The organism is Embleya sp. NPDC050493, assembly GCF_044458105.1.
Classification (GTDB): Bacteria; Actinomycetota; Actinomycetes; order Streptomycetales; family Streptomycetaceae; genus Embleya.
On sequence record NZ_JBITHP010000013.1, the window covers coordinates 1 to 24,629 of the forward strand.

At 69.8% G+C, this 24,629-nt stretch carries 26 protein-coding genes; 16 read left to right on the top strand and 10 right to left on the bottom strand.

Going from position 1 to position 24,629, the window contains the following annotated elements; translation table 11 throughout:
* Together ACIBM5_RS24155 and ACIBM5_RS24160 are read left to right on the top strand one after the other, a co-directional pair.
* Positions 1-974 (top strand): M28 family peptidase (locus tag ACIBM5_RS24155; RefSeq protein ID WP_396008712.1); only part of this gene is annotated, 974 nt, incomplete at its 5' end.
* Positions 975-1,139: 165 nt separating this feature from the next.
* Complete coding sequence (locus ACIBM5_RS24160; RefSeq protein ID WP_396008713.1) at positions 1,140-1,778, top strand: MepB family protein; 639 nt, start codon at positions 1,140-1,142, stop codon at positions 1,776-1,778.
* Between the two features lie 20 nt (positions 1,779-1,798).
* Here ACIBM5_RS24160 and ACIBM5_RS24165 read toward each other — a convergent pair whose 3' ends face one another.
* Complete coding sequence (locus ACIBM5_RS24165) at positions 1,799-2,305, bottom strand: SRPBCC family protein (protein ID WP_396008714.1); 507 nt, start codon at positions 2,303-2,305, stop codon at positions 1,799-1,801.
* Positions 2,306-2,368: 63 nt separating this feature from the next.
* Between ACIBM5_RS24165 and ACIBM5_RS24170 the strand changes: the two genes are divergently transcribed.
* The 4 genes from ACIBM5_RS24170 (at position 2,369) to ACIBM5_RS24185 (ending at position 6,530) form a co-directional block, all read left to right on the top strand.
* The gene (locus tag ACIBM5_RS24170; protein WP_396008715.1) at positions 2,369-3,076 is read left to right on the top strand and encodes a TetR/AcrR family transcriptional regulator; all 708 of its coding nucleotides are present in this window, start codon (positions 2,369-2,371) and stop codon (positions 3,074-3,076) included.
* Positions 3,077-3,315: 239 nt separating this feature from the next.
* Positions 3,316-3,990 carry a DUF3592 domain-containing protein gene (locus ACIBM5_RS24175; RefSeq protein WP_396008716.1) on the top strand — a complete coding sequence of 225 codons (675 nt, stop codon included), beginning with the start codon at positions 3,316-3,318 and terminating at the stop codon, positions 3,988-3,990.
* Between the two features lie 201 nt (positions 3,991-4,191).
* Complete coding sequence (locus ACIBM5_RS24180; RefSeq protein WP_396008717.1) at positions 4,192-5,154, top strand: MerR family transcriptional regulator; 963 nt, start codon at positions 4,192-4,194, stop codon at positions 5,152-5,154.
* A 230-nt stretch (positions 5,155-5,384) separates the two neighbouring features.
* On the top strand, positions 5,385-6,530 hold the full coding sequence (locus tag ACIBM5_RS24185) for a hypothetical protein (protein ID WP_391587850.1): 1,146 nt from the start codon (positions 5,385-5,387) through the stop codon (positions 6,528-6,530).
* 45 nt (positions 6,531-6,575) lie between these two features.
* Here the strand turns inward: ACIBM5_RS24185 and ACIBM5_RS24190 are convergent, their stop codons facing one another.
* The 5 genes from ACIBM5_RS24190 to ACIBM5_RS24210 form a co-directional block, all read right to left on the bottom strand.
* The gene (locus ACIBM5_RS24190) at positions 6,576-6,938 is read right to left on the bottom strand and encodes a cupin domain-containing protein (RefSeq protein WP_391587849.1); all 363 of its coding nucleotides are present in this window, start codon (positions 6,936-6,938) and stop codon (positions 6,576-6,578) included.
* A gap of 330 nt (positions 6,939-7,268) precedes the next feature.
* Positions 7,269-7,883: a hypothetical protein gene (locus tag ACIBM5_RS24195; protein WP_396008718.1), complete on the bottom strand. Its 615-nt coding sequence runs from the start codon at positions 7,881-7,883 to the stop codon at positions 7,269-7,271.
* 171 nt (positions 7,884-8,054) lie between these two features.
* Complete coding sequence (locus tag ACIBM5_RS24200) at positions 8,055-8,906, bottom strand: alpha/beta fold hydrolase (protein WP_396008719.1); 852 nt, start codon at positions 8,904-8,906, stop codon at positions 8,055-8,057.
* 4 nt (positions 8,907-8,910) lie between these two features.
* Positions 8,911-9,528 carry a dihydrofolate reductase family protein gene (locus ACIBM5_RS24205; protein WP_396008720.1) on the bottom strand — a complete coding sequence of 206 codons (618 nt, stop codon included), beginning with the start codon at positions 9,526-9,528 and terminating at the stop codon, positions 8,911-8,913.
* A gap of 302 nt (positions 9,529-9,830) precedes the next feature.
* Complete coding sequence (locus ACIBM5_RS24210) at positions 9,831-10,439, bottom strand: TetR/AcrR family transcriptional regulator (protein ID WP_396008721.1); 609 nt, start codon at positions 10,437-10,439, stop codon at positions 9,831-9,833.
* 256 nt (positions 10,440-10,695) lie between these two features.
* Between ACIBM5_RS24210 and ACIBM5_RS24215 the strand changes: the two genes are divergently transcribed.
* Positions 10,696-11,382: an SDR family NAD(P)-dependent oxidoreductase gene (locus tag ACIBM5_RS24215; protein ID WP_396008722.1), complete on the top strand. Its 687-nt coding sequence runs from the start codon at positions 10,696-10,698 to the stop codon at positions 11,380-11,382.
* 63 nt (positions 11,383-11,445) lie between these two features.
* Here ACIBM5_RS24215 and ACIBM5_RS24220 read toward each other — a convergent pair whose 3' ends face one another.
* A complete protein-coding gene (locus tag ACIBM5_RS24220; RefSeq protein WP_396008723.1) occupies positions 11,446-11,640 on the bottom strand; it encodes a DUF397 domain-containing protein in 195 nt (64 codons plus the stop codon).
* Positions 11,637-12,497, bottom strand: a complete 861-nt coding sequence (locus tag ACIBM5_RS24225) for a helix-turn-helix domain-containing protein (protein WP_396008724.1) — start codon at positions 12,495-12,497, stop codon at positions 11,637-11,639. Before ACIBM5_RS24225 ends, ACIBM5_RS24220 begins: the two co-directional genes overlap by 4 nt.
* Positions 12,498-12,738: 241 nt before the next feature.
* Between ACIBM5_RS24225 and ACIBM5_RS24230 the strand changes: the two genes are divergently transcribed.
* The 3 genes from ACIBM5_RS24230 to ACIBM5_RS24240 all read left to right on the top strand — a co-directional run bounded on the left by ACIBM5_RS24230 (position 12,739) and on the right by ACIBM5_RS24240 (position 15,039).
* Positions 12,739-13,182, top strand: a complete 444-nt coding sequence (locus ACIBM5_RS24230) for an ATP-binding protein (protein ID WP_396008725.1) — start codon at positions 12,739-12,741, stop codon at positions 13,180-13,182.
* 49 nt (positions 13,183-13,231) lie between these two features.
* Positions 13,232-13,930, top strand: coding sequence for a hypothetical protein (locus ACIBM5_RS24235; protein ID WP_396008726.1), 699 nt, complete (start codon positions 13,232-13,234; stop codon positions 13,928-13,930).
* A 455-nt stretch (positions 13,931-14,385) separates the two neighbouring features.
* Positions 14,386-15,039, top strand: a complete 654-nt coding sequence (locus ACIBM5_RS24240; RefSeq protein ID WP_396008909.1) for an HNH endonuclease family protein — start codon at positions 14,386-14,388, stop codon at positions 15,037-15,039.
* A 114-nt stretch (positions 15,040-15,153) separates the two neighbouring features.
* Here the strand turns inward: ACIBM5_RS24240 and ACIBM5_RS24245 are convergent, their stop codons facing one another.
* Positions 15,154-15,612: a GbsR/MarR family transcriptional regulator gene (locus ACIBM5_RS24245; RefSeq protein WP_396008727.1), complete on the bottom strand. Its 459-nt coding sequence runs from the start codon at positions 15,610-15,612 to the stop codon at positions 15,154-15,156.
* A gap of 216 nt (positions 15,613-15,828) precedes the next feature.
* Here ACIBM5_RS24245 and ACIBM5_RS24250 point away from each other — a divergent pair, with 216 nt between their 5' ends.
* Together ACIBM5_RS24250 and ACIBM5_RS24255 are read left to right on the top strand one after the other, a co-directional pair.
* Positions 15,829-16,743 (top strand): ATP-binding cassette domain-containing protein, encoded by a 915-nt coding sequence (locus ACIBM5_RS24250; RefSeq protein ID WP_396008728.1) that lies wholly within the window; start codon positions 15,829-15,831, stop codon positions 16,741-16,743.
* Positions 16,740-18,386: an ABC transporter permease gene (locus tag ACIBM5_RS24255; RefSeq protein WP_396008729.1), complete on the top strand. Its 1,647-nt coding sequence runs from the start codon at positions 16,740-16,742 to the stop codon at positions 18,384-18,386. Before ACIBM5_RS24250 ends, ACIBM5_RS24255 begins: the two co-directional genes overlap by 4 nt.
* A gap of 195 nt (positions 18,387-18,581) precedes the next feature.
* Here the strand turns inward: ACIBM5_RS24255 and ACIBM5_RS24260 are convergent, their stop codons facing one another.
* Positions 18,582-20,015: a sugar porter family MFS transporter gene (locus ACIBM5_RS24260; RefSeq protein WP_396008730.1), complete on the bottom strand. Its 1,434-nt coding sequence runs from the start codon at positions 20,013-20,015 to the stop codon at positions 18,582-18,584.
* A gap of 191 nt (positions 20,016-20,206) precedes the next feature.
* On the opposite strand from ACIBM5_RS24260, the gene ACIBM5_RS24265 reads away from it, so the two are divergent.
* The 4 genes from ACIBM5_RS24265 to ACIBM5_RS24280 all read left to right on the top strand — a co-directional run bounded on the left by ACIBM5_RS24265 (position 20,207) and on the right by ACIBM5_RS24280 (position 24,557).
* Complete coding sequence (locus tag ACIBM5_RS24265) at positions 20,207-20,719, top strand: VanZ family protein (RefSeq protein ID WP_396008731.1); 513 nt, start codon at positions 20,207-20,209, stop codon at positions 20,717-20,719.
* A 134-nt stretch (positions 20,720-20,853) separates the two neighbouring features.
* Entirely contained in the window at positions 20,854-22,065 is a 1,212-nt protein-coding gene (locus ACIBM5_RS24270) for an ROK family protein (protein ID WP_391587836.1), read from the top strand.
* Positions 22,066-22,300: 235 nt separating this feature from the next.
* Positions 22,301-23,587: an ABC transporter substrate-binding protein gene (locus tag ACIBM5_RS24275; RefSeq protein ID WP_396008910.1), complete on the top strand. Its 1,287-nt coding sequence runs from the start codon at positions 22,301-22,303 to the stop codon at positions 23,585-23,587.
* 4 nt (positions 23,588-23,591) lie between these two features.
* The gene (locus ACIBM5_RS24280) at positions 23,592-24,557 is read left to right on the top strand and encodes a carbohydrate ABC transporter permease (RefSeq protein WP_391587835.1); all 966 of its coding nucleotides are present in this window, start codon (positions 23,592-23,594) and stop codon (positions 24,555-24,557) included.
* Positions 24,558-24,629 lie beyond the last annotated feature (72 nt).

Consider the following 24,629-nt stretch of genomic DNA (forward strand, 5'->3'; position numbering starts at 1 on the left):
AGGCCAACCCCACCCTCACCAAGCACGTCCGCTTCGGCTGGTGGGCCGGCGAGGAACAGGGCCTCCAGGGCTCCCAGTTCTACGTGGGCCAGCTCGGCTCCACGCAGCGTGCCGCGATCAAGGGCTACTACAACTTCGACATGGTCGGCTCGCGCAACGCGGGCTACTTCATCAACAACATCACCTCCACCACCGCCGGACCGCTGAAGGCGTACTGGGACACGTTGAACCTGCGTCCCGAGGAGAACGTCGAGGGCCAGGGCCGTTCCGACGACTACTCCTTCCAGCAGGCCGGCATCCCCACCTCCGGCTACGCGGCCGGTGCCAGCGCCACCAAGACGCAGGCACAGGCCACGAAGTGGGGCGGCACGGCGGGCGCCTCGTACGACTCCTGCTACCACTCCGCGTGTGACACCACGTCCAACGTCGACGCCACGGTCCTCAACCGCAGCGCCGACGGTATCGCCTACGCGATCTGGAAGACCGCGGTCGGCGGCACCACGCCCGGCCCCGACTTCTCCATCACGACCGTCCCGGCGGCCGGCACCATCCAACTCGGCGGCCAGGGCACCGCGACGGTGAACACCACCACCGTGAGCGGCACGGCGCAGACCGTGACGCTCACCTCCAGCGGCGCCCCGAACGGCGTCGGCGTGAGTATCAACCCGACGTCCGTGCAGTCCGGCTCGTCGGCCACCGCGACCATCACGGTCGCCGCGAACACCACTCCGGGCACCTACCCGATCACCATCACCGGCACCGGCTCCGTCGTGCACTCGACGACGTACACGCTGACCGTCGGCAGTGGTCCGGGCAGTTGCACCGCGCCCGCGTGGGACGCGAACTCGATCTACACCAACGGCAGTGTGGTCTCGCACAACGGCCACACCTACCGCGCCAAGTGGTGGACCCAGGGCGAGGAACCCGGGACCACCGGTCAGTGGGGAGTGTGGGTCGACCTCGGCGCCTGCTGAGTCGATCCGCACGTAAGTTGGTCCCGACTTCCCCGATTGTGATGCCCGGTAGGCCGCAACATGGCCTGCCGGGCATCACACCGTGCGGGGCCGGCCGGGCGGCCGCGGCCGATCGCGCGGGGTGCCGCCGCCGGCTTCGCGGGCCGGTGCCGGCAGGATGCCGGAATGACCACGAACCCCGACCATTGCGACGTCGCCGGGTCCGGGAGTGGGTCCGACTCCGGTTGCGGGTGCCGGTCCGGGTCCGGGTCCGGGTCCCGACCCGAGTCCGCATGCGTCCCCTGGCCGGTGTCGCTGCCCGCCGACCTGCTCGCGGCGAAGGCCCTGGTCTACGACCCGAACGGGTTCGTGTGCTCGACGCCGGTGGCCGAGCCGGAGAGCGCGGAGTACGGGGCCCACGTGTTCACCGTCGACGGAGCCGAGGTGCGTTTCCGGATCGCCGGGACCACACCGACCAAGGTCGGCCAGTTCGTCACCCTGTGGCAGCGCTCGGCGGCCGGCCCGATCGAGCCGCTCGCCGCCGAGGATCGGTTCGACCTGGTGGTGATCAGCTCCCGGCAGGGCGATCACTTCGGGCAGTTCGTCTTCCCGAAGGCGGTCCTGCGCGAGCGCGGCATCCTCTCGGTGCGGGGCGATGGCGGCAAGCGCGGTTTCCGCGTCTACCCGCCGTGGGTGAGCACCACCAACCGGCAGGCCGACCGGACCCGGGCCTGGCAGCTCGACCACTTCCTCACCGTCACGGCCGAGGCGTCGCCGGATCCGGCCCGCTGCCGGGCCCTGTACCACCCGTACGCGGCGCGGTAGCCGTCCCGGCCCCCGGCGGGTCAGGGGGCTCCTCCGCACGCGGCCCTGAGCCGAACCAGCGTCGTGCGCATGCCGTGGCGATTGCGCGCGGCACGCTGCGCGGGCGGGGTGCCGGTGAAGACCAGGCCGAGGACTTCGGCGACCCGACGACGCCACCCGTCGCGGCGACGATCGTTCCAGTACTCGGTGACCACCGTCCCCTCCTCCGCCGGCGTCAGGCGGTAGCCCCAGCGGGCGATCGGCAGGCCGAACGAGGTGACGTCGAAGGCGAACTCCCGGCCCGGGTCGGCCGTCACGATCCGGCACGTGGTGAACCAGACCCACGGGCCCCGGCGGTTGAAGCCGACGAAGCTTCGGCCGCGGGGCCAGATCGCAAAGACTTCCGGGCTCCATTCCTTCATCCGCCGCACGTCGGCGACCACCGCATAGACCGCCTCCGGCGGAAGCGGCACGGTCAACGACTCCTCGATCTCCCAGACGCGCCCACTCGTCGCCGGCGGGCCGGATTCGTGCTCCTGAGGCTCCATGTCCGCCACGCTAACACCGAACGCAACGCAACGTCGCGTTGTATTTCGAGGTAATCTCCCGGCATGAAGAACGAGCAGCACACGGCGGACCCCGCCGGCACGAGTCCCGCCGTCACGGGCGGCGACGGTTCGGCCGGCCGCGACACCGGCGACGCCTACCGCGGGAGCGGCGTGCGCACCGGGAGCGGGCCACGCAAGTCCCGGGAGATCTTCGACGCCACCCTCGACCTGCTCGCGGACAAGGGGTACGAGGGTCTGACCATCGAGGGCGTCGCCGAACGATCCGGCGTCAACAAGACCACGATCTACCGCTGGTGGCCGTCCAAGGGCGCCCTGCTCGGCGCCGCCCTCACCGGCGCCGGTCGGCTCGACTTCCCGCTGCCCGACACCGGCAGCCTCCGCGGCGACCTGATCGCCCTCACCGACGGGATCGTCGGGCTGCTGACCGCCCCACCCACCGCCGACATCGCCGTCGCCGCCCTCGGCGCGGTCACCCACAGCCCCGAACTCGCCGAACACACACGGGCGTTCTTCGCCGACCGCATGGCCCGCGAACGGCCCCTCTTCGAACGCGCCGTCGCCCGAGGCGAACTCGCCCCCGACACCGACCCGATGCTCCTGATGGACCTCCTGGCCGGCGCCGCCTGGCTGCACCTGGTCTTCCGCCGCCTCCCGGCCGACCCGGACTTCGCGTCCCGCACGGTGGACATCGTCCTCGACGGCGCCTCGCGCGCGGCGGGCCCCGACAGGCATCGACATGCGGCCCGGTAGTCGGTGGCCACCGAGTACCTTCTTCCGAGGAGCACCGACGAACCGGTGGGGACCGCGATACCGTCGGCGCCCGAGGGGGAGATGTGATGCCAGGTATTCAGGACGTGGACGTGGTGCTCGGATCGGGCGGATCTGCCGCGCGGTTGGAACCCGCAGGACTCGTTCTCGTCAGCCGGCGAACGCGAACTCGCGTTCCGTACGCACATGTTCGTGCAGCCTTGGTGGAACCCTCACGAGACGTGTGCATCACTCTTCACGACGGAACGCAGTACCGCACCCCCGAGGACAACGCGGCCGCGTTGACAGCGTTCGCCGACGGACTGCGCCGGCGCGTCGCGGCCGCGGGCACGCCCGGGCCGGCCACCCCCGCGGTCTCCGTCGAGACAGTGCCCGCGTGGAGGCCGGACGTCTCCGGGCGCCGAGTGCGCATCATCCTCTGCCTGGTGCCGTACTTCGCGATCCTGATCACACTCGGGGTCACGGCCGGCGGAGGACACACCGTCGAGTTGACCCTCGCAGGGTGCCTCAGCCTCCTGTCCTTCCTCTCCCTGTCGTTCTTTGCGGACACCACGCGTGACCGCTACCACCTGCGTAAACGCGGAGTCACCGTGCGGGTCCCGATCAGAAGCGGCAGGGTGTCCAACCGTCGTTACCGCGTGTGGAGCCAGCGGTTCACCACGGTCGACGGCCGTACGGTAACCGCCGGCGTGCCGCTCCACGCGCCGCAAACGACCACGGTCGGGGACCTTGTGGACGTCCGCTACGACCCGCAGGCGCCGGAGACACGGGTGCGGATCGGTGACGAACGCGGCCAGTTGTACGGCACATTGCCCGTCGCGCTCATCTTCGGCGTCCTGCTCGCCCTCCCCGTCGTCATCGCCGTGGCCAAGGCGATCGCCGAGATCCTGCGCTGAACTCCCCATGCCCGTCGCCTCCGTGCACGAAGGAATGCCGGTGGCGTGGCCATACCCGACCTCACGCGGCTGCTCGATGGAGTGGCACGTCTCGTTGCTCGCCGTCGACAACCCGATACTGCTCTACGACTGCCGAGAATGGGTCCCGAGGCGGGTTGCGCCACTTGAGTCTCCAGTGGCTCGAGACAGGAGGGTGGGGGCATGGACGGTGCGACTCTCTACTCGATCGGGGAGCTTTCCCGGCGGACCGGCTTGTCGGTCACGACGATCCGGTTCTACTCCGATTCGGGCGTGGTGGTACCGACCGACCGAACTCCCGCCGGATATCGGCTCTACGACCTCGACGCCCTGCTGCGACTGGAACTCGTCCGCACCTTGCGCGAGTTGGGCATGGACCTCGCCACGGTACGGCAGGTGCTGAACCGCGAACGCACGGTGGCGGACGTCGCCGCGGCGCATGCCGACGCGGTGGACGTGCAGATTCGAATCCTGCAACTGCGTCGGAGTGTCCTGCGAGTCGTGGCCACGCGCGGGTCCAGTCCCGAGGAGACCAAGCTCATGCACCGACTCACGCAGCTGTCGGGTGACGAACGCCGCCGCCTGATCGACGATTTCCTGGACGACACCTTCGGCCCGAAGGCGGTGGGCGCCGACCCCGTGGTCGCGGCGATGGTCCGCTCCGCCACACCCGATCTCCCCGACGACCCGTCCCCCGAACAGGTCGCCGCATGGGTGGAGATCGCCGAACTGGTCGGCGACGCGGACTTCCGCGCCCGAATGCGGCAGGTGGCCCCCTACCAGGCCGGCCGACGCACGCTCGACATCGAGACCGAGGCCGGCGGCGAACTGATGGAGTTCACCCGCCGGAGGGTCGCCGCGGCCAGGGAGGCGGGCATCGACCCGGCCGACGAACAGGCCGCACCCGTGGTCGACGACCTGGTCCGCCGATTCGCCGAGGCCCTCGGCCGAACCCCCGACCCGGCCTTCCGCACCTGGCTGGCCCGGCAGTTCGAGCCCGCCCACGACCCCCGGGTGGACCGCTACTGGCGGCTCGTATGGATCGTGCGGGGCTGGCAGCTGATCCCGGGCCTGCTCCCGATCCATCCATGGCTCATCGAAGCCCTGCACAGCAGCCACGCACCGCGAAGCGACCACGACGCGTGACCACCCCCCGGCCGGCCCGACCTCGTCGTGGACGGGCCGGCCGGGGCCCGTCACGGCTGCGCGCGGCGATGCACCCGGCCCACTGCGACGCGAACCCGAGCGAGGCGACGCACGCCGCACGTCGGGTTGCGACCGAGGCATGACGGGCGTGTGCTGGAAGAGCGGTCACCCGTGCCCTTCGACGGCCGGCTCCTCGGCTGCGGGGCGCTCGCGCGAAAGGTAGCCCGGCCATGGTCCAGCAGTGCTTCACGCCTTCGCAGGCAGGCGTCCACATCCGCCTCACGCAGGTGTTCGGGCGAATCGCCGAGTGGTTCATCAGGCAGGAGTACTGCCTGGCCAAAGGCGGATGCAGCGAATTCCTCACGCTGCCCGGTGGGCCGCAGACGGACTTCTTCGACGAGAACGCCGGCACCACCCGCTGCCGCTACCTCGCCGCCTTCCTGAAGTTCCACCACCCTGCGCTGGACGAGATCTTCGTGGCGCAGACGTGCGAGATCCGCAAGCGTGATGACGACGACGAAGGGGAGAAGTTCCCGGTACCGGACATCATCACCCACGATCCGGCCGCCGGACGGCGGGAATTCTACGAGGTGAAGCCGAACTCCCAGTCGAGCAAGAGCAAGGGCCGGGTCAAACTGAATGCCTTCCAGGCCATGGTGGACTTCCTGCGCACCACCTCGGTGCCGACGATGAAATACGACCGCGGCACACTCTTCGACCCGGACCGGAGCATCCTCCTGTGGGACGGCACCTGGTTCGGGTCGCCGGTGCAGGTCTTCTTCCACTTCTTCCGCGAGGAGGAGGGGCTTCTCGTCTACGAGGTCTGCGTGAAGGTCACCGGGCAACTCCTGGCCGAGGTCTTCGTCAAAGCACTCATCAAGTTGGCCGTGCTCGCGGTACTGAGCCTGTTCGTCCCGGTCGCGGGCGGCGTCGTCGTGCTGGCCGAGAACTCGCCGCTGGAAGACAGCGTCGGCAACGGAGGCGGCAACGGCACACAGGACACACGCTACGTCCAGGCGCTGCTCAACGACTGGCGTGGCAACAACGGCCGGGGCCTGATCGGTCTCGACGGCCTGGTCGGCAACGAGACGATCGGTGCCATCACCGACTTCCAGACCACGGTGACCCACATCGTCGACGGCCGCGTCGACGTCGGCGGGGCGGCGATGACCGCCCTGGAACAGGCCCACGTCGACCACGCCTTGGTCGGGGCCGTCCGTACCGAGATGGACCAGGTCGGCACGGACGGGCTCACCGCGTACATTCTCAAGCCGGACCCCGACGGCCTCGCCGAAGGCCAAGTCGAAACCGACCTCGTCACCGCGGCCGGCCAAGCGGTGGCCCAGTACTTCACGGAACTCCACGCCGAGGCGTGACGTAACCTTCCGCCCAAGCCACCCGGCCCTGGCGTTCGATATGCGCTATCGCTTGGCGTAGTCGCCGAAGCCGGCCCAGTCGAGCACCACGCACGGTTCGTCACCGACGACCCACGCGTCGTGTCCGGGCGGGCAGACCATCAGGTCTCCGGCTCCGAACTCCATCTCCTCACCGTCGTCCATGACGATGTGCATTCGTCCCGAGAGCGTCAAGCCGACGTGCGACGCCTGGCAACTGTCGGTCCCGGCGATCGGCTTCACGTGCTCCGACCAGCGCCAGCCCGGTTCGAACGTGCCCCGACCCACCGGAATGGCATTCAGGGAAACCAAATCGACCTTGCCCTTGTCCGCTTCGAACGGACGTGTTTCCTCGGGCGATGCGAAATTCTTACGGACGAGACCGGTCATGGTCTCCTCCTCCACTCGGGAGGCATCGATCGCGGCCGAGCGTCAAACGACCAACCGCCGACGCCTCGCAGATATGTGAAATCTCCCCCGCACCCCCAACGCTACGTCCCTCCGGCAGACCAGGCGACCTTTCCGTCTACGGCCGGCGGGGGCACGCGGACGACGGCAAGGGATCGTGCGGCGTCACGTGCGGGGTGAGACAGCGGTATCGGTGCGATCCGCGCCGACCGCGTCGACGCAGCCACCGATTGGTGACCGGTTCCCACGGAAGGCGGGATTCCGGTATGTGATCGAGGGCGACGACGAACAGTCCCGGCTCCGCAGAGCCCGCTACTTCCAGACCGTCGCCTTCACACGCACATGCGGTTCCACGGGCACACCAAGGACGATCTCCACGTACGCCGTGCGGCCTTCGTCCGTCCGCACGCAGTAGCGCGTGCCCACTGCGGCGACAGCGGCTTGGTGGGTGCCATGGCTCGCCAACGCGGCCGCGCATTCCGCGGGCGTCGCGGCGCGGGCACTTTGGGACAGGCGAGCGACCGTCGCGGTCGAGCCTTCCGGGGCAAGTGACGGTGGACGGCCATCGAACAGCGCCACGAGATCTGCGCCCGCGGCGGACGGCGTCGCCGTGGGAGGGTCGCCATCCAAGTCCAGGTACCGCAGCCCGGGTTCGAGCAAGAGGTCGACGACACCGGTCGACACCTTCGGCGGTGGTGCGTCGGTGGGTGAAACGGCCCGCGGTGGAACATCGGGAACCGAACCGCCAGGCACCGCCGGCAGCGTCCGGGGGGACGAGCTCGAAGCGCCTGGCGCGACTTCGTCCAGGCCGTCGCCTCCACCGAACGACAGGCCGCCGGCTGCCCAGACCGTCACCACGATGCCGACGATCGGGATGATGATCCCGACGACCCACCAAGCCCATTTGGGCTGGCCTTGATCGCTCATTCGATCCCCCGCCTTCGCCCGCTACGACCCTCGGACCGCTCGCGACTTTAACAAGCGCCCAGTGGCAGGCGAAGCCTCGGCGCCAAGCTTTCGCCGGGTTGGAATCGTGCAGATCGCGGGCGCGCCTCCGCTACCGCGTGCAGGACGCACCCACGCGGGGTCGGCCGTCCCCTATCCGAGTGCGAGCATCGCCTCGGTGACCTCGTCGATCGCGGCTTCGGGGATCGTGGTGGCGGCCTTGTCGAGGACGAGCAGTCGTGCGCCGGGGATTTCGCGCGCGATCGCCTCGCCATTGCCGACGGGGAAGAACGGGTCGCGGCGGCCGTGGACGACGAGGGTGGGGACCGCGATCTCGGGCAGGCGCTCGCGCCAGCGGGGTTCGCAGTCGAGCCGGGAGAACACCATGCCCATCTGGTTGGCCATCTGGACCGGTGGTGCGGTGCCGGGCGTGCGGTCCCAGATGCGCGCGGCGATTGCGTGCGCGGCGACCGGGTCGTTGCCGAGGATCTCCGCGCCGGCGGCGGCGAATTCCGCAACCGCCTCGCGGTCGCTCCAATCGGGCATCGCACGCCCGAACAACCGGCTCATCGTCGCCCGGTCGTGGTCGGGAAGGTCGTCGTCGGGCGGGCCGGGGACAACCGCGCGGGTGCCGACCAGGGTCAGCGCCGAGAACGCGCCCGGATGATCGAGCACGGCCACCTGGGCGACCATCCCGCCGACGCCGATTCCCGCGAGGTGCGCAGGTCCCCCGCCGAGCGCGCCGACCAGGGCCGCCGCGTCGGCGGCGAGGTCGCGCAGGGTGTATGCGGGCGCCTGGGGGTCCGTCGTGGTCGACTCCCCGCTGTCGCGCAGGTCGTAGCGCACCACACGGCGCCCGCCGGCGGCGAGGCGCTCGCACAGCGCGTCGGGCCAGGAGAGCATCGTCGTCCCGCCCGCGAGTAGGACGAGTGGTGCGTCTTCGTCACCGAACGACTCGATGCCCAAGGCGATGTCATTGGCGTTGACAGTAGTGACAGTGGTCATCGGATCACCGGGAGACGTCGTAGGTCAGGTGGGTCGCGGTCGATGTCGAGAGCACGCTCCGCTGCACCAGCGTGCGCGGCATTCCGCCGGTGAACAGTGGTGTCCCGGCGCCCAGCACCACCGGCGCCAGGTGCAGCGTCAGCGCGTCGACCAGCCCGGCGTCCAACGCCGAGCCGATCGTGGCGCCGCCGCCCATGAGGACGACGTCGAGGTCCTTGCCGCTGTCCGACGACGCCGCCTCGGCCCGCTCGCGCGCGGCGGTGACGGCGTCGGGCAGACCGGTGGTGACGAACGTCCAGTCGAGGTCGGATGTCCGCACCGACTCCGGCGCCGAGCTCGTCACCACGACGAACGCGGGCCTGCCGACCTCGCCGGCGCCGTAACCGCACGTGTCGTCCCAGCCGTTCGGCCCGTCGACCAGGTCGAAGAGCCGGCGCCCGAGGATGACGGCGCCCGAGCGGACGGTCCCCTCGCGCAGGACCCGGCGGTCGTCGGGGTCGTCGGAGAACGCCCACGTGTGCAGGGCCTCGCCGCCGGTACCCAGACCGTTGTCCGGGCCGGGGTCGGGCCCGGTGACGAAACCGTCGAGGGAAACCGAGATGTCGGCGATGATTCGAGTCATACCAAGGCAGACCCGATCCGCCGCCCAAACTCATCGCTCACGCATGAAGCGGCCTCCGCTCTCGATCGGGGCAGGCCACCATGGGGCGGGGCGACGCAGCCGTGTACGACCGACTTCGCCGAAGGCACTCAGCTCTGATGTCCGACCGCCACCCGGCGCGAACGAGCCGGCGTGGAAGCCGGAACCGAACCGGACCGAACCGAACCAGGCATCGGCGATGGCACGCTCCTCGTGCCGGATGATCGAGCCACCTGATGCAGCCGGCATGGACGATGAAGCGGTAACGGCCGTCGAATGCCCGCTCAGGAGAGCGGCCAGTTGCGCAGGGCGGCGTCGGCCATCTCCTGGAGTTCGTCGCGGCCGATACCGCTCGCGGCTTGTACGGCGATGCCGAATGCCAGGGTGGTGACGTAGCGGGCCAGGAGTCCCGGATCGGTTCCCGGGGGCAGGTCGCCGTCATCGACGGCTCGCCGGAATCGCTCCCGGATGCAGGAGCAGCCGTGGTTGCGCCACGCGACGAGCAGGTCGCGGACTTCCCGTCCCGAATCACCGGCGGCCAGTGCGCCCTGGACGCCCAGACACCCGCGAGGATGAGCCGGGCGGGTGGTGGTGCGCACGGTGCCGGCCAGGATCGCGGTGGCGACGTCGAGGGCGGTCGGCTCCTCCAGGGCCCGGGCCAGGTAGGCGCTCGGGCCCTCGGTGTAGCGCTCCAGAGCCTTGCGGAACAGCTTCTCCTTGTTGCCGAAGGCCGCGTACATGCTGGTGGTGGAGATACCCATCGCGTCGGTCAGGGTGGCCAGGCTGGCCCCCTCGTAGCCGTGTTCCCAGAAGACCAGCATGGCGCGCTCGAGTGCTTCGTCGACGTCGAATCCTCGCGGTCGGCCGATCGGGCCGTTCTGTTTCGTCTCCACCCCGGCAGCCTACCTTTTCCGCATCGATCGCTACAGAAGTGCTACGTTCGACTTCCGCATCGATCGATGCGGAAGTCGAGGGCGCGGCTCATCTCCGCATCCGCAACGGACGGTTCGTGCACATGACCGCCCTGCACGACGCCGGCGAACCTCTCCGGCAGCCGACCGGCTGACCTCCGGATCGGCGCCTGCGACTCGAAGAACAGTCCGAACGCCACTCATGGCCGGCTCGGGCCACAAACTCGTGAGGATATGTATGACCACCACCTTGATCACCGGGGCCAATAAGGGCATCGGCTTCGAGACAGCCAGGCAGCTTCTGGCGTTGGGCCACGTTGTCTACATAGGCGCCCGTGACGTCGAGCGAGGCGAGAAGGCCGCGGCGGCACTCGGCGCACGATTCGTGCAACTCGACGTGACCGACGACGCATCGGTGCGCGGCGCGATGGCGACGATCGACTCGGCCGAGGGCCGACTCGACGTCCTGGTGAACAACGCGGGCATCCTCGGGCACGGAGCAACCGACGGTCCCACCGCTCTCCGGGCCTTCGACACCAACGCGGTGGGAATCGTGCGCGTCACGGAGGCGGCACTTCCTCTGCTGCGCAAATCCCCGAACCCGACTGTGGTCACCGTTTCGAGCAGTGCCGGGTCCTTCTGGGCGGTGACCAACCCGGACCGGCCCGAGTTCCACTTGCCGTTGGCGCTCTACTCCGCGTCCAAGGCCGCGGCCACCATGCTCACGGTCCAGTACGCCAAGTCCCAGCCGGGCATCAAGTTCAACGCGGTCGAGCCCGGCACCACCGCAACCGACCTGACCGCGGCATTCGGAATCGGAAGGGCGCCGGAGGAGAGCGCCAGGGTCGTCGTACGGCTCGCAACCCTCGACGCGGACGGCCCGACGGGAACCTTCCAGGACGAAAACGGGGAAGTGCCCTGGTAACCCTGCGGGAATGGTCGGGGGGAAGCCCGCCTGGGTTTCCCCCCACTCGTCGTGTCGACCGAATCAGCGCTTGAGTGCTTCCGTCAGCCGGGCCCAGGAGTGGTTGGGGACAGCGAAGTTGCCGACGGCGAGGTCCTTGCTGTCCCGCACGGCCACGGCCGTGGCGGTGGGCGCGGTCTCGACGCAGTCATCGTTGGCACCGCTGAAAGTGCTCTTCCTCCAGGCCAGAACGGTGTCGGTACCTTTAGCCAGGGTCATGTGGTGTCTTTCTTGATGGTCGCGATCAGTGCACGGCTATCTTCCAAGCTCAATGCGTGCTTGGACAGGGTGGTGAACAATCGGCCGAATCGCCGTACCTCGCGAGGGTCGTTCATGAAGGTGCTCCCGGAGACGCCCTGACCGAAGACGACTTCGGGTTCGTCCCCACCGTACGACAGGATCTGAAACGAACTGGCGTAAGTCCCACCGGCTCCGGCCGTGAATGGGATCACCCGCAACGAAACGTTCGGAAGCTCCGTCACGTCAAGGAGCCGAGCAAGCTGGTTGCGATGCACTTCAGGACCGCCCACGGCCCATCGCAACACCCCCTCAGTCACCACGGCTTCGACTTCAAGTCGCGGGTCCGCCTCGAACACTCGGCGCTGCCGTTCCAGCCGAATGGCCACGAGATCATCAATCGTGTCCCGGCTCAATCCAGCGAAATCGACTGCCGTCACCGCCTCGGAGTACGGCTCCGTCTGTAGGTGGGCCGGGATCAGGTTGATTTGGTAGTCCCGACGACGAAGTGCCGTCTCCTCGTACTCAAGCAGCGCGGCGTAGTTCGCCGACAGGACGTCGGCGAACTTGGCCCACCAGGGCGGATCCGCGTCCCAAACGGCGATAGCCAGTTCTTCGAGTGTCTGACGCTTCTTCCCCGTCAGGCCGAAGACCTCGACCAAGGCATGGAAGTACTCCTCGGTGCATACACGTTCGCCGGTCTCGGTGCGCGTCACGGTGGACGGACTCACACCGAGTTCTTCGGCAATGCTCGTGGCAGTGCGCTTCCCTCTGAGCTTGCGGAGCTGATCACCGAGGTCTCGTCGGGCCTTCAGGTTTCCGGGGCCTGTGCTCGCCATGTCTCTCCCTCGCTCAGGTGTGCGGATGGGTGTTTGCACTTCCGGACAGCATTGCGGACAGATCGAGCGTAGCCATCCAGCTTCTTGCGCGCAGCAGTCCTGCATTTTGCGTGAGAGTCGCTTGACGCGCGTACACAAAAAGGAGCAATCTCGTTCCAGTCACCCTCTGCGCCCGTCGAATCACCAAGCGCAGCAGGATCGCGATGCCTTGCGCACCACATGGCAGTGAGGAGTCAGCGCCATGCCCCGGTTGCCGGCGACGAGCCGAATCAATCTGCCACCCGGTCCCGAAGCAGCCTCCCTGGCAAGGGATTTCGTAGCGATAGCGGGCGCCGCGCGCGGCGCGTCCGCAGCCGTCGACGTATTGCGCCTCGCCGCCTCCGAACTGGTCGGCAATGCCATCCGGCACGCCGGTGGGGCGCGGTCCATCTCGTGTGAGGTGGTCGACGGGGTCGTTGTCGTCGAAGTCGTGGACGACGGTGCGCCGTTCGCGCTCAGCGTCGATCCGCCCGAGGACGACGACGAGTGCTCCGGGCGGGGGTTGTTCCTGGTCTGGGCGCTCGGGTGCGGGTTGGGGTCCGGGCCCGTGCGTGGTGGGGGGAAGTGGGTCCGGGCCGAGATCGTGCCCGAACCGCCCGGCCCGGGCGCCGCGTTGGCGGCGCCGTTTGTTGTTGCTCGGCTTTGAGGAGTCGGGTGTCCGACCATCCGTCACGTTCATCGACTTCGGAGTCGCCATGTCCGAAAACCGACCCTGCTCCTCCGGCACCCACCTGTTGTCACCCGATCGGGTGGTAGGTCTGCTCCAGAGCTTCGACGCCGCGCGGGCCTTCCTGACCTGCCTCTCCCTCGCGGACATCCGACTTCTCCCCGGCGTCCCGGGCGGCCACGCGACCGTGGCCTGGGAGGCGCCGGGCGAGCCCGTACCGCGCGTGCTCGAAGTCGCCCGCAATCGGGTCGCGTGGTTGGAGGAAGTCCCCGAATACCTCGGCAGGATCGACGCGATCATGCACGTATCGCCGGTCGGCGCCCACCGCGACGGCGACCTCGCCGTATCGCACCCGAACGGCGCCTCCGCGCTCTTCCCGCACTCGGGCGTCGCCGACGACGTACCCATGACCATCGCCGTGATCGCCGAAACCGGCGGCAGCGGCGACGCCGGCTCCATCCAGGTCACCGATCGCGGCGTCTGGCACACCCTCCTGCCGCAGCGCATGCCACTCGTGCCGATGGGCGCCAACCTCGGCACCTACCTGACCACCCTCGTCCCGACCGGCGAACTCCTGCCCTACCAGTGGTGCGTACGCGCACTCCGGAACTACTGGATCGGCGTGGTCTTCGTGCTCGATCAGCGCGCCGCCGTGTACTGCCCCTGCGGACGCGACACCATGCGGCACTACCCGTCCTGGGAAAGCGCCCGCCCGATCCGGCCCTGACCGGCAGGCCGGCCCCGACTCGCCCGATCCGGCCCTGACCGCGAGGGCCGCCGCTCGGCCCTCGAACCCGTGCCCGGCCAGGATCGCGTCAACCTTCGCGCAATGCGCCTCCTCCCCCACGTCGAGCGATCCGTCCACCTCTTCAGCCGACTTCGTCCGGGCGTCCCGAAGTACTTGCTCGCGACGCGCGGCGGGCACGACCACCACACCCCCTCGTCGGCCACCACGATGTCGCCGGCGTCCACCTTCGCGAAGCGCCCCGTGGCGGAGCTCCCGCAAATGCCCACCCAGGACCACTCTTTCGAGTGGCACAACCGCGCCGTTGTCGATCTCGCTCGGGCACATCGCTACAACAGGAGCGGACCTGTCACGGCGACTCTGGGGCAAACGCGATGATGCACACGGGAATCACGGTGGGGCGTCGGACCGCCTCGCTGCTGGTGGCGGCAACGAGCATGGGCGCACTGCTGTTCGCGCCGGCGACGAACGCGGCGGGGGCGCCGGCCCGGCCCGCGCAGGCGACGGCTACGACCGAAACCGGCACGCGGATTCCGCTCCGGGACGCGATCGCGGGTTTGCGGGTGGCCGACGAGGATCGGTCCGGCTACGACCGGGACGCGTTCCGGCACTGGGTCGACGCGGATCGGGACGGGTGTTCGACGCGCGCCGAGGTACTCATCGAGGAGGCCGTCACCCCACCCGAGATCGGCGCCAAGTGCGCACTCACCGGCGGTCGTTGGTACTCGTACTACGAGGACGCCTACGTCGAGGGCGCGTCCGGCCTGGACATCGACCACATGGTGCCGTTGGCCGAGGCGTGGGACTCGGGCGCGTCCGGATGGACGTCCAAGGAGCGTGAGCAGTACGCGAACGATCTCGACCAGCCTCGGGCACTGGTCGCGGTGACCGCCAAGTACAACCGCTCGAAGGCCGATCAGGATCCGGGGACTTGGCTGCCGCCGTACGAGGGGGCCCGGTGTGCGTACCTGACGGACTGGGTGACGGTGAAGACGAAGTACGACCTGACGGTGGACAACACCGAACTCGGCACGCTCCAGCGGCTGGGCGCGCAGTGTCCCAACGTGCCGATTTCGCCCGGCACGCGATAGGGGCTTCGGCCTGTACGGCCTCGAACGCGGGCCGGCCCGAAGCGGCCCGGCCTGCGGCTCGGGCGGCCTCGAACGCCGGCCGGGCCGGGCCGAGTCGGTAAGTCAGTCAGTCAGTCAGCGTTCCCGGTTGCGCCAGCGTTCCATGATTCCGACGAACTCCGCCTGGAGGAAGGCGAAGAACTCGGCTGATTCCTGGGCCCGGATGCCCGCCGGGGTGTTCGGCCCGAGGGCCTGTGCGCCCTCGCGCAGGACCATCTCGAAGCGGGCCAGGAGTTTGTCGCGTTCGCTGTAGGTCTCGTACCAGAGCTCGTTGTGCAACCGGTAGCGGTCCCGGCGCGAGCCGGGTTCGCGTTCGCGGTGCACCATCCTGATCTGCGACAGGTAGGCGATCGCCGACGACACCGCGGCCGGACTGATCTGCAACGACTCGGCGAGTTCGGCGGAGGTCATACTCGCCGAGTCGGCCGCGAGCAGCGCGACGAACACCCGTGCGGCCATCCGCTGCATGCCGGCGTCGGCCAGTTCGCCCGCGAAGCGCTCGATGTACCGCGCGACCTCGGCCTCGTCGCGCACCGACCCCTCGCCCCGCGCCGACCCCTCGCCCCGCACCGGCTCCGCGCCCCGCCCGGACCCCCCGCCCCCCACCGGCTCGTCCTCTCGCGCCCGCCCGTCGTCGTCCCGCATTCGGGTCGTCACCTTCCGCTCAGCCCGCTTCCCGACACCTTCGATCCATGATTCTCGATCTTTCCAAACTCCACAACTTCCTGAACGAAGCGTATGTTCTGAAACATGAATACGGCGATCAGCGTCTCCGGTCTGCACAAGTCCTTCGGGCGCACCCACGCCCTCGACGGCCTCGACCTGCACGTCACGGCCGGCGAGGTACACGGCTTCCTCGGCCCCAACGGCGCCGGGAAGTCCACCACCATCCGCGTCCTGCTCGGCCTGATCCGCGCCGACCGCGGCGACGTCGCGCTCCTCGGCGGCGACCCGTGGCGCGACGCCGTCGCCCTGCATCGCCGGGTCGCCTACGTGCCCGGCGACGTCACGCTGTGGCGCAACCTCAGCGGCGGCGAGGTGATCGACCTGTACGGCCGGCTGCGCGGCGGCCTGGACCCGGCCCGGCGCGCCGACCTGCTGGCCCGGTTCGAGCTCGACCCGACCAAGAAGGGCCGCGCCTACTCCAAGGGCAACCGGCAGAAGGTGGCCCTGGTCGCCGCGTTCGCCTCAGACGTGGACCTGCTGATCCTGGACGAGCCCACGTCCGGCCTGGACCCGCTGATGGAGGACGTGTTCCGGGACTGCGTGCGCGAGGAACGCGAGCGCGGCCGGACCGTGCTGCTGTCCAGCCACATCCTGGCCGAGGTCGAGGCGCTGTGCGATCGGGTCAGCATCATCCGCAACGGCCGCACCGTCGAGTCGGGTTCGCTGGCCGACCTGCGGCACCTGAGCCGGACCACGGTGCGCGCCGAACTGCGCGGCCCGGGCGACGGCCTGGCCGAGCTCCCGGGTGTGCACGACGTGGCGGCGAACGCGGACCACGTCGTACTCCAGGTCGACAACGAACATCTGAACCCGGTGCTGAGCCGGCTCGCCGAGATCGGCGTACGCGGCCTGACCAGCAGCCCGCCCACCCTGGAGGAGCTGTTCCTACGGCACTACCGCGACCAGGCCGGCGACGCCCCGCTGGTGGCCTCGCGATGACCGCCGCCGTCCTCCCGCTGCCGCGCGGCGGCTCCGCGCACCACCTGACCGGCACCGGCGCCCTGGTCCGCCTCGCCCTGCGCCGCGACCGGGTGCTGATCCCGGTCTGGGTGCTGGTCGTGGCCGCCGCCGTGTCCGGCGTCGAACGTTCCCTGGAGAGCCTCTACGGCACCGGCGCCGAACGGGCGAAGCTCGCCGCCGACATGAACGCCAACGGCTCGCTCCGGGCCCTGTACGGCGCGGTCTTCGGCGACTCGTACGGAGCCCTCACCACGTGGCGGATCGGCGGCTACGCCGCCCTGCTGGCCGGTGTGATGAGCCTGCTCATCGTGATCCGACACTCCCGTGAGGAGGAGGAGACGGGCCGTCAGGAGGCGCTGTCCGCGGCGATGGTGGGCCGCCGGGCGCCGCTCACCTCGGCCCTGGCCACCGCCGCGCTGGCCGATGCGCTGCTCCTGGTGTCGTGCACGGCGATCCTGCTCGGCGCGGGCCAACCGGCCGCCGGCTCGCTCGCGTTCGGCCTCGCCATCGCGCTGTCCGGGCTGATGTTCGGCGCCGTCGCCGCGGTCGCCGCGCAGCTCACCGAGAACGCCCGGCTCGCCAAGGGCATCGCCGGCGCCGTCCTGGGCGCCGCCTTCGTGCTGCGTGCCTCCGGCGACGCGGCCCGGGAGGCGGCCTCGGCCGGCAGCCACCCGATGGTCTGGGTGTCGCCGCTGGGCTGGGCCGAGAACGTGCGGCCGTTCGCCGGCGACCGCTGGTGGGTGCTGCTCCTGCCGGTCGGCCTGATCGCCGGGTGCGTCGCGCTCGCGTACACCCTCGCGGGTCGGCGCGACCTGGGCGCCGGCTTCGTGCGACCACGCCCGGGACCGGCGCACGCGCCCGCGTCGCTGGCCGGCGCGTACGGCCTGGCCTGGCGTCTGCAGCGCGGCACGCTGCTCGCCTGGGCGGTCGGCTTCGCGTTCGCCGGCGCGGTGTTCGGCGGCATCGCGGACGGCGCGCAGGACATCGTCGGCGACAACACCGGGACCCGCGACCTGATCCGCCGCATGGGCGGCCATGTGGCGCTGACCGACGCGTTCCTGTCCACGCTGGTGGGCATGCTCGGCCTGATCTGCGTGGTGTTCACCGCCGGTTCCGTACTGCGGCTGCGCGACGAGGAGACGAACGGCCGGGCCGAACCGCTGCTGGCGAACACCGTCGGCCGGTTGCGCTGGGCGGGCGGGCACCTGGTGATCGCGTACGCCGGCCCGGTGCTGATCCTGGCCGCGGGCGGTCTCGCGATGGGCCTGTCGTACGGGATCACCGTCGGCGACGTATCCGGCGAACTGCCGCGCATCCTGCTCGCCGCGCTCGCCCAACTCCCGGCCGTGTGGGTGCTGACCGGGCTCGCCGTACTGGTCGTCGGTGCGTTGCCGCGGCTGAGCGCGGCGGTGTGGGGGCTGGTCGGGTCGGTGATCGCGCTCGGCTGGCTGGGGCCGGTGCTCGAACTGCCGCAGGCGGTCCTGGACGTGTCGCCGTTCGGCCACCTGCCGAAACTGCCCGGCGCCGACGTCACGGCCACGCCGTACGTGTGGCTGCTCGCCCTGGCACTCGCGCTGCCGGCGGCGGGCCTGAGCACGCTCCGCGGGCGCGACCTGGACTGACTCCGACTCCGGACGCAACACCGGACCCGGACGCGGGCCGGACCCGACCCTGGGCGGCGGGCACGCCTGGACTGAACCCGGACCGAGACCGAACCCCGACCGACATCGCACCCGAACCGACACCACTCCGAACCGGCATCGCACCCCGGCGGCCGAGCCCCCACGGGCCCGGCCGCCGGGGGCCGGGGGCCGCGTTCAGCCCATCTCCTCCAGTGTCTTGCCCTTCGTCTCCTTGACGAACTTGAGCACGAACGGGATGGACAACACCGCGAAGCACGCGTACATCACGTACGTCGCCGACAGGTTCCAGTCCGACAGCGTCGGGAACGTCACGGTGATCACCCAGTTGGCGATCCACTGCGCGGACGCGGCCACGCCCAGGGCCGCGGCGCGGATCCTGTTCGGGAACATCTCACCGAGGAAGACCCACACCACCACACCCCACGACAGCGCGAAGAACAACACGAACGAGTGGGCCGCGATCAGCGCCACGGTGCCCTCGGTGTCCGGGAGCTTGATGTTCTTGCCCTTGCCGGTCCGGGCGGAGAAGGCCCACGCGACCAGGCCGAGCGAGATCGCCATGCCGGTGGAGCCGACCAGCGCGAGCGGCCTGCGGCCCACCCGGTCGACCAGCGACATCGCGATGATCGTTCCGATGATGTTGATGATCGACGTGGTGAACGAGTACAGGAACGAGCTGTTGGGATCGATGCCCACCGACTGCCACAACGACGCCGAGTAGTAGAAGATCACGTTGATGCCGACGAGCTGCTGGAAGACCGAGAGCCCGATGCCGATCCACACGATCGGCAGGAACAGGAACCCGCCGCCGCCCAGCAGGTCCCGGAACGTGGACTTGTGCTCGCGGCGCATCGCCTCCTTGATCTCGGCGACGCGCGCGTCGAGGTCGACCTGGTCGCTCTCCACCTCGGCGAGCACCTTCTTGGCCTGATCCACCCGGCCGATCGAGATCAGATAGCGCGGCGACTCGGGAATGGTGAAGGTGAACAGGCCGTACAGCACGGCCGGGATCACCATCACGCCCAGCATCACCTGCCACGCCTCCAGGCCGAAGAGCAGCTTGCCGCGCTGGTCGTCGTCGGCGAGGTTGAGGATGCCCCAGTTGACCAGCTGCGAGACCGCGATGCCGGTGACGATCGCGGCCTGCTGGAACGAGCCCAGCCGACCTCGGTAGGCGGGCGGGGCGACCTCGGCGATATAGGCCGGGCCGATCACCGAGGCCATCCCGATCGCCATCCCGCCGAGCACCCGCCACATGGCCAGATCCCACAGCGCGAACGGCAGCGCCGAGCCGACCGCGCTGACCGCGAACAACACGGCGGCGATCTGCATCACCCGGATCCGGCCGATCCGGTCGGCGATCCGTCCGGCGATCGCCGCGCCGATCGCGCAGCCGATCAACGCTGCGGCCACGACCTGGGCGAGCAGGCTGGATCCGGGCTCGAACTTGCCCCGGATGCCCTCGACCGCGCCGTTGATCACCGAGCTGTCGTAGCCGAAGAGGAATCCGCCCATCGCGGCGGCGGCGGTGATGAAGATGACGTGGCCGAGGTGCTCCGTATAGGTGTCGCCACTCGACTGTCCGGTCGTCGATGTGCTGCCGGCCAACGCCGCCTCCTGCGATCCGTGCACTCGTCCCGATCCGGCGCGGTGCGTGCGATGCCGTGGTCCAAGGAACTCGCCGGACTCTGAGAGTTGCCCGAGATCACCGCCCTAACCATGACCGTGCGCCCGGATGGCGCCGGTCACACCCCTGCGGACACCCGCGCGCCCCGCCGTTCGCCGGTACAGTCCGCCGAATGGGTGGGGTGTGGTCCCGGTGGGGGGCGGTGCTGATCGCATGCGCCGTCGTCGCGCCGTTCGTCGTGCTGCTCGCCCTGCGCCGGCCGCGCGTCGCGGTCGTCGCCGGGATGGTGCTCGGCACCCTCCCGTGGGTGTGGATGGTGCTGACCCCGGTCGGCTCCGGCCGCGCGCTCAGCCTGGTGCCGCTGCACGACCTCGTGGCCGTCCTCGGCGGCGATCCGGTGACCGCGGTGATCCAGGTGGGCGGCAATCTCGCGGTTTTCGCGGCGCTCGGCTTCCTGCTGCCGTTCCACGCACCGCGCTTCGCCGGTCGGTCCGGCGCGTGGCGGATCGCGGGCCTGGCCGCGGCGGGGTCGGTGGCGATCGAAATCGCCCAGTGGTTGCTTGCGATCGGGCGGGTGTCCTCGGTGGACGACGTGCTCCTGAACACCTCCGGCGCGGTCGTCGCGGCCGGGCTCCGCGCCGGATGCCGAGCCGCCGCACGTGCCGCACATCCGCGCGCCGGCTGACCTCGGCCCCGATTCCCCTGCCCCGCACGGCAAACGACCTTGGCGGACACCCTTGACAGTGCCGAGAGGGCGGGCCTAATTTCCTTACAACTCTTAGGAAGGTTTCCTAACAGTGGCGAAGAGGAGAACCGCTCATGGCCGGAAGCACCGAGCGCGGCGCGGGAGCGTCCGGGCGGGAGCAGGCCGGGCGGCCGAGCCTATTGCGGGCCATCAACGACCGGGCCGCGCTCGAACTCCTCTTGCGGCACGGGCGGCTGTCCCGGGGCCAGATCGGTTCGATGACGGGTTTGTCGAAACCGACCGCCTCACAGCTGCTCTCCCGCCTGGAGGCGGCCGGCCTGGTCGTCGGGGTCGGGACCACCGAGGGTGGCCGCGGACCCGGCGCCCAGTTGTACGAGATCAACCCGGCGGCCGGACACGTCGCGGGCCTGGACGTCACGCCCGCCCGGATCCGGGTGGCCATCGCCGATCTGACCGGACGGGTGGTGGGCGAACACGAACTGCCCACCCCACGCCGGGAAGCGGCCGATACGCCGGGCCGGATCCGGGACGCGGTGCGCGCCGCGGCCAAGCCCGCCGGGCTCGATCTCGCCGACCTCGCGCACGTGGTGATCGGCATTCCGGGCGCGTTCGACCCGACCACCGAACAGTTCCGCTACGGCCGCCACCTCGCGGGCTGGCACTCCCCCGGCGTGCTGGACCTCGTCCGCGAGGAACTCGGCCTGACCGTGGACGTGGAGAACGACGTCAACCTGGCCGCACTCGCCGAGCAGCGGGACGGATCCGCCCGCGACGGCGGCGACTTCGTCCTGTTGTGGGTCGACGAGGGCATCGGTTGCGCGATCGTGCTCGGCGGTCGACTGCACCGAGGTTCCACCGGTGGCGCGGGCGAGGTCGGCTACATGCCGATGCCCGGCGCCCCGCTGCCGCACGACGTCAGCCGCCGCAACACCGGCGGCTTCCAGCAACTCGCGGGCGCGCCCGCCGTTTTGTCCCTGGCCCGCGCCTACGGGGTGGGCAGTCGTACCGCGCCGCAGGCGGTCGCCCGAGCGGTGCGCGCGACCGAATCGCGCGGCGGAGCCTTCCTCGACGAGCTGGCCAACCGGCTGGCGGTGGGCCTCGCGGTGATCGTCTCGGTGCTCGATCCGGGACTCGTCGTGTTGTCGGGGGCCATCCCGATGGCCGGCGGCGAGGCGCTGCGCTCACGCGTGGTCGACGAGTTGCAACGCCTCGCGATCCCGCGTCCGCGCGTCGTACTCGGCGACGTACCGGCCAATCCCGTTCTCACCGGCGCCGTACACGCGGCGCTCGACGTCGCCCGCGACGTCGTCTTCACCACGACCTGACGCATCCGCGTCCGACCCGGCACCGCACTCTCGTTCGCGACTCGGCACCGCACTCCCACTGCGGTGTGCCCGTTTGCCCGGTCGCGCGCTCTGTCGCCCGACCCGCACCACCGTAAGGCCCCCGGCGCCGCTCGTCCCGGCCGCGCCGTCGCCATCTCCGGAGGAGGACCCAGTGCACAGACTCCCACGGCTCCGTCGTTCCATCACGACCCTCGCGTGCGCCGCCACGCTCGCCATGCTGGCCTCGGCGTGCGCCGGCGACGACGGCGGCTCGGGGACCGGTGCCGACGAGGCGCCCGACAAGAAGGTCACCATCACCTTCTGGCACGGGTGGAGCGCCGAGAGCGAGGTCAAGGCGGTCGACGACCTGGTCGCCAAGTTCAACGCCAAGCACCCCAACATCAAGGTCAAGGTCGTCTCCAACGTCACCGACGACAAGATCACCCAGGGCATCCGCTCCGGCAAGGGCCCGGACGTGGTCTCCTCGTTCACCACCGACAACGTCGGCCAGTTCTGTACGTCGGGTTCGTGGACCGATCTGGCTCCGTGGCTGGCCAAGTCCAACATCGACCCGGCCACGACCTTCCCCAAGCCGGTGCTGGACTACACCCAGTTCCAGGGCAAGCGGTGCGCACTGCCGCTGCTCGCCGACTCCTACGGGCTGTACTACAACAAGGACATGTTCGCCGCCGCGGGCATCACCGCGCCGCCGAAGACGTTCACCGAGCTGACCGAGACCGCCAAGAAGCTCAACCAGCTCAACGGCGACGGGACGTTCAAGGTCGCGGGCTTCCTGCCGACCTTCCACGCCTACGAGTTCTCCGCCGCGCACACGCTGGCCCAGTTCGGACCGACCTACCAGACGCCCGACGGCAAGTCGAACCTGTCCAAGGACCCGGTCGTTCCCCAGTTCTTCAACTGGCAGAAGCAATTCGTGGAGAGCCAGGGCGGGTTCGACAAGCTGGAGAAGTTCCGCACCACCTTCGGTGAGGAGTTCTCCGCGGAGAACCCGTTCATGAGCGGCAAGCTCGCGATGACCATGGACGGCGAGTGGCGCACGGCGATGATCGCCCAGGACGCGCCGAACCTGAACTACGGCACCGCGCCGTTCCCGGTCCCGGACGACCAACTCGACAAGTACGGCCGCAGCTACCTCACCGGCACCACCGTCGGCATCGCCAAGTCCAGCCACCACCAAGCCGCGGCTTGGGAGTTCGTCAAGTTCGTCACCACCGACACCGAGGCGCTGGTCGCCTTCTCGCAGGCGATCCACAACGTGCCCAGCACCAACGCCGCGCTGGCCGCGTCGCCGCTGGCGAACGACGAGCACTTCAAGCCGTTCATCGACGCCTTCAAGCACCCCGCCAGCAACACCACGCCCGCCAGCCCCAACGGCGGCAAGTACCAGGTCACCCTCTCCGAGTACGCCTACAAGTGGGAGGCCGGTCAAGGCGGCGACCTGACCAAGAGTCTGGCCGATCTGGACAAGCAGATCGACACCGACGTGGCCCAGGTCAAGTGATCCGATGACCACGACCGCCCCCGCGGCGGCGGAGGTCCCGGCGGCGCTGCGCAGGCAGCGCCGCCGGCGGAACCTGCGCACGCTCGCGTTCTTGTCCCCGTGGCTGATCGGCTTCTCGGTCTTCTTCGCGTATCCGCTCGGCGCGACCGTGTACTACTCGTTCACCCGCTACGACCTGATCAACCCACCCGTCTGGGTGGGCATGCGCAACTGGAACTACGTGCTCAACGACTACCCGCCGCTGTGGCAGGCGTTGCGCAACACGCTGTGGCTGGTCGTGGTGATGGTCACCCTGCGGGTGATCTTCGGCCTGGGCCTGGGCATGTTGGCGATCCGGCTCAAGCGCGGCGGCGGGCTCTTCCGCACGCTGTCCTACCTGCCCTACCTGGCCCCGCCGGTGGCCGCCACGATCGGCTTCGCGTTCCTGCTCAACCCGGGCACCGGACCGGTCAACCACCTGCTCGGCAACGTCGGTATGCCGCAGCCCGGGTGGTTCAACGACCCGGACTGGTCCAAGCCCGCCCTGACCCTGCTCGCCCTGTGGGGCATCGGCGACCTGCTGGTGATCTTCACCGCGTCGCTGCTCGACGTGCCACGCGAGCAGTACGAGGCGGCCGAGTTGGACGGCGTCGGGCCGTGGCAACGCTTTCGCTACGTGACCTGGCCGGCGATCACCCCGGTGGTGCTGTTCGCGGTGGTCACCGGCGTGATCCAGACCATGCAGTACTACACGCAGGCGATGGTGGCCGGAAAGGTCGCGAGCGGCATCATCGGCAACTCCGGCCAGTCGTTCGAACCGGGTTACCCGCAGGGCACCACGCTGACGTTGCCGCAACTGGTGTACGAGGAAGGGTTCTCCACCTTCAACACGGGCGCGGCGTGCGTGATCTCGCTGCTCCTGTTCGTGATCGCGATGGCGTTCACCTTCCTGCTGCTGCGTCGCCGCTCGGGCCTGCTCGACGACGACTGAGGCACCGCACGCCATCACGCCGGAACCGGAACTCCCGGTCCGGCAGCCCGAGTTCGACGATCCACCGTGCCC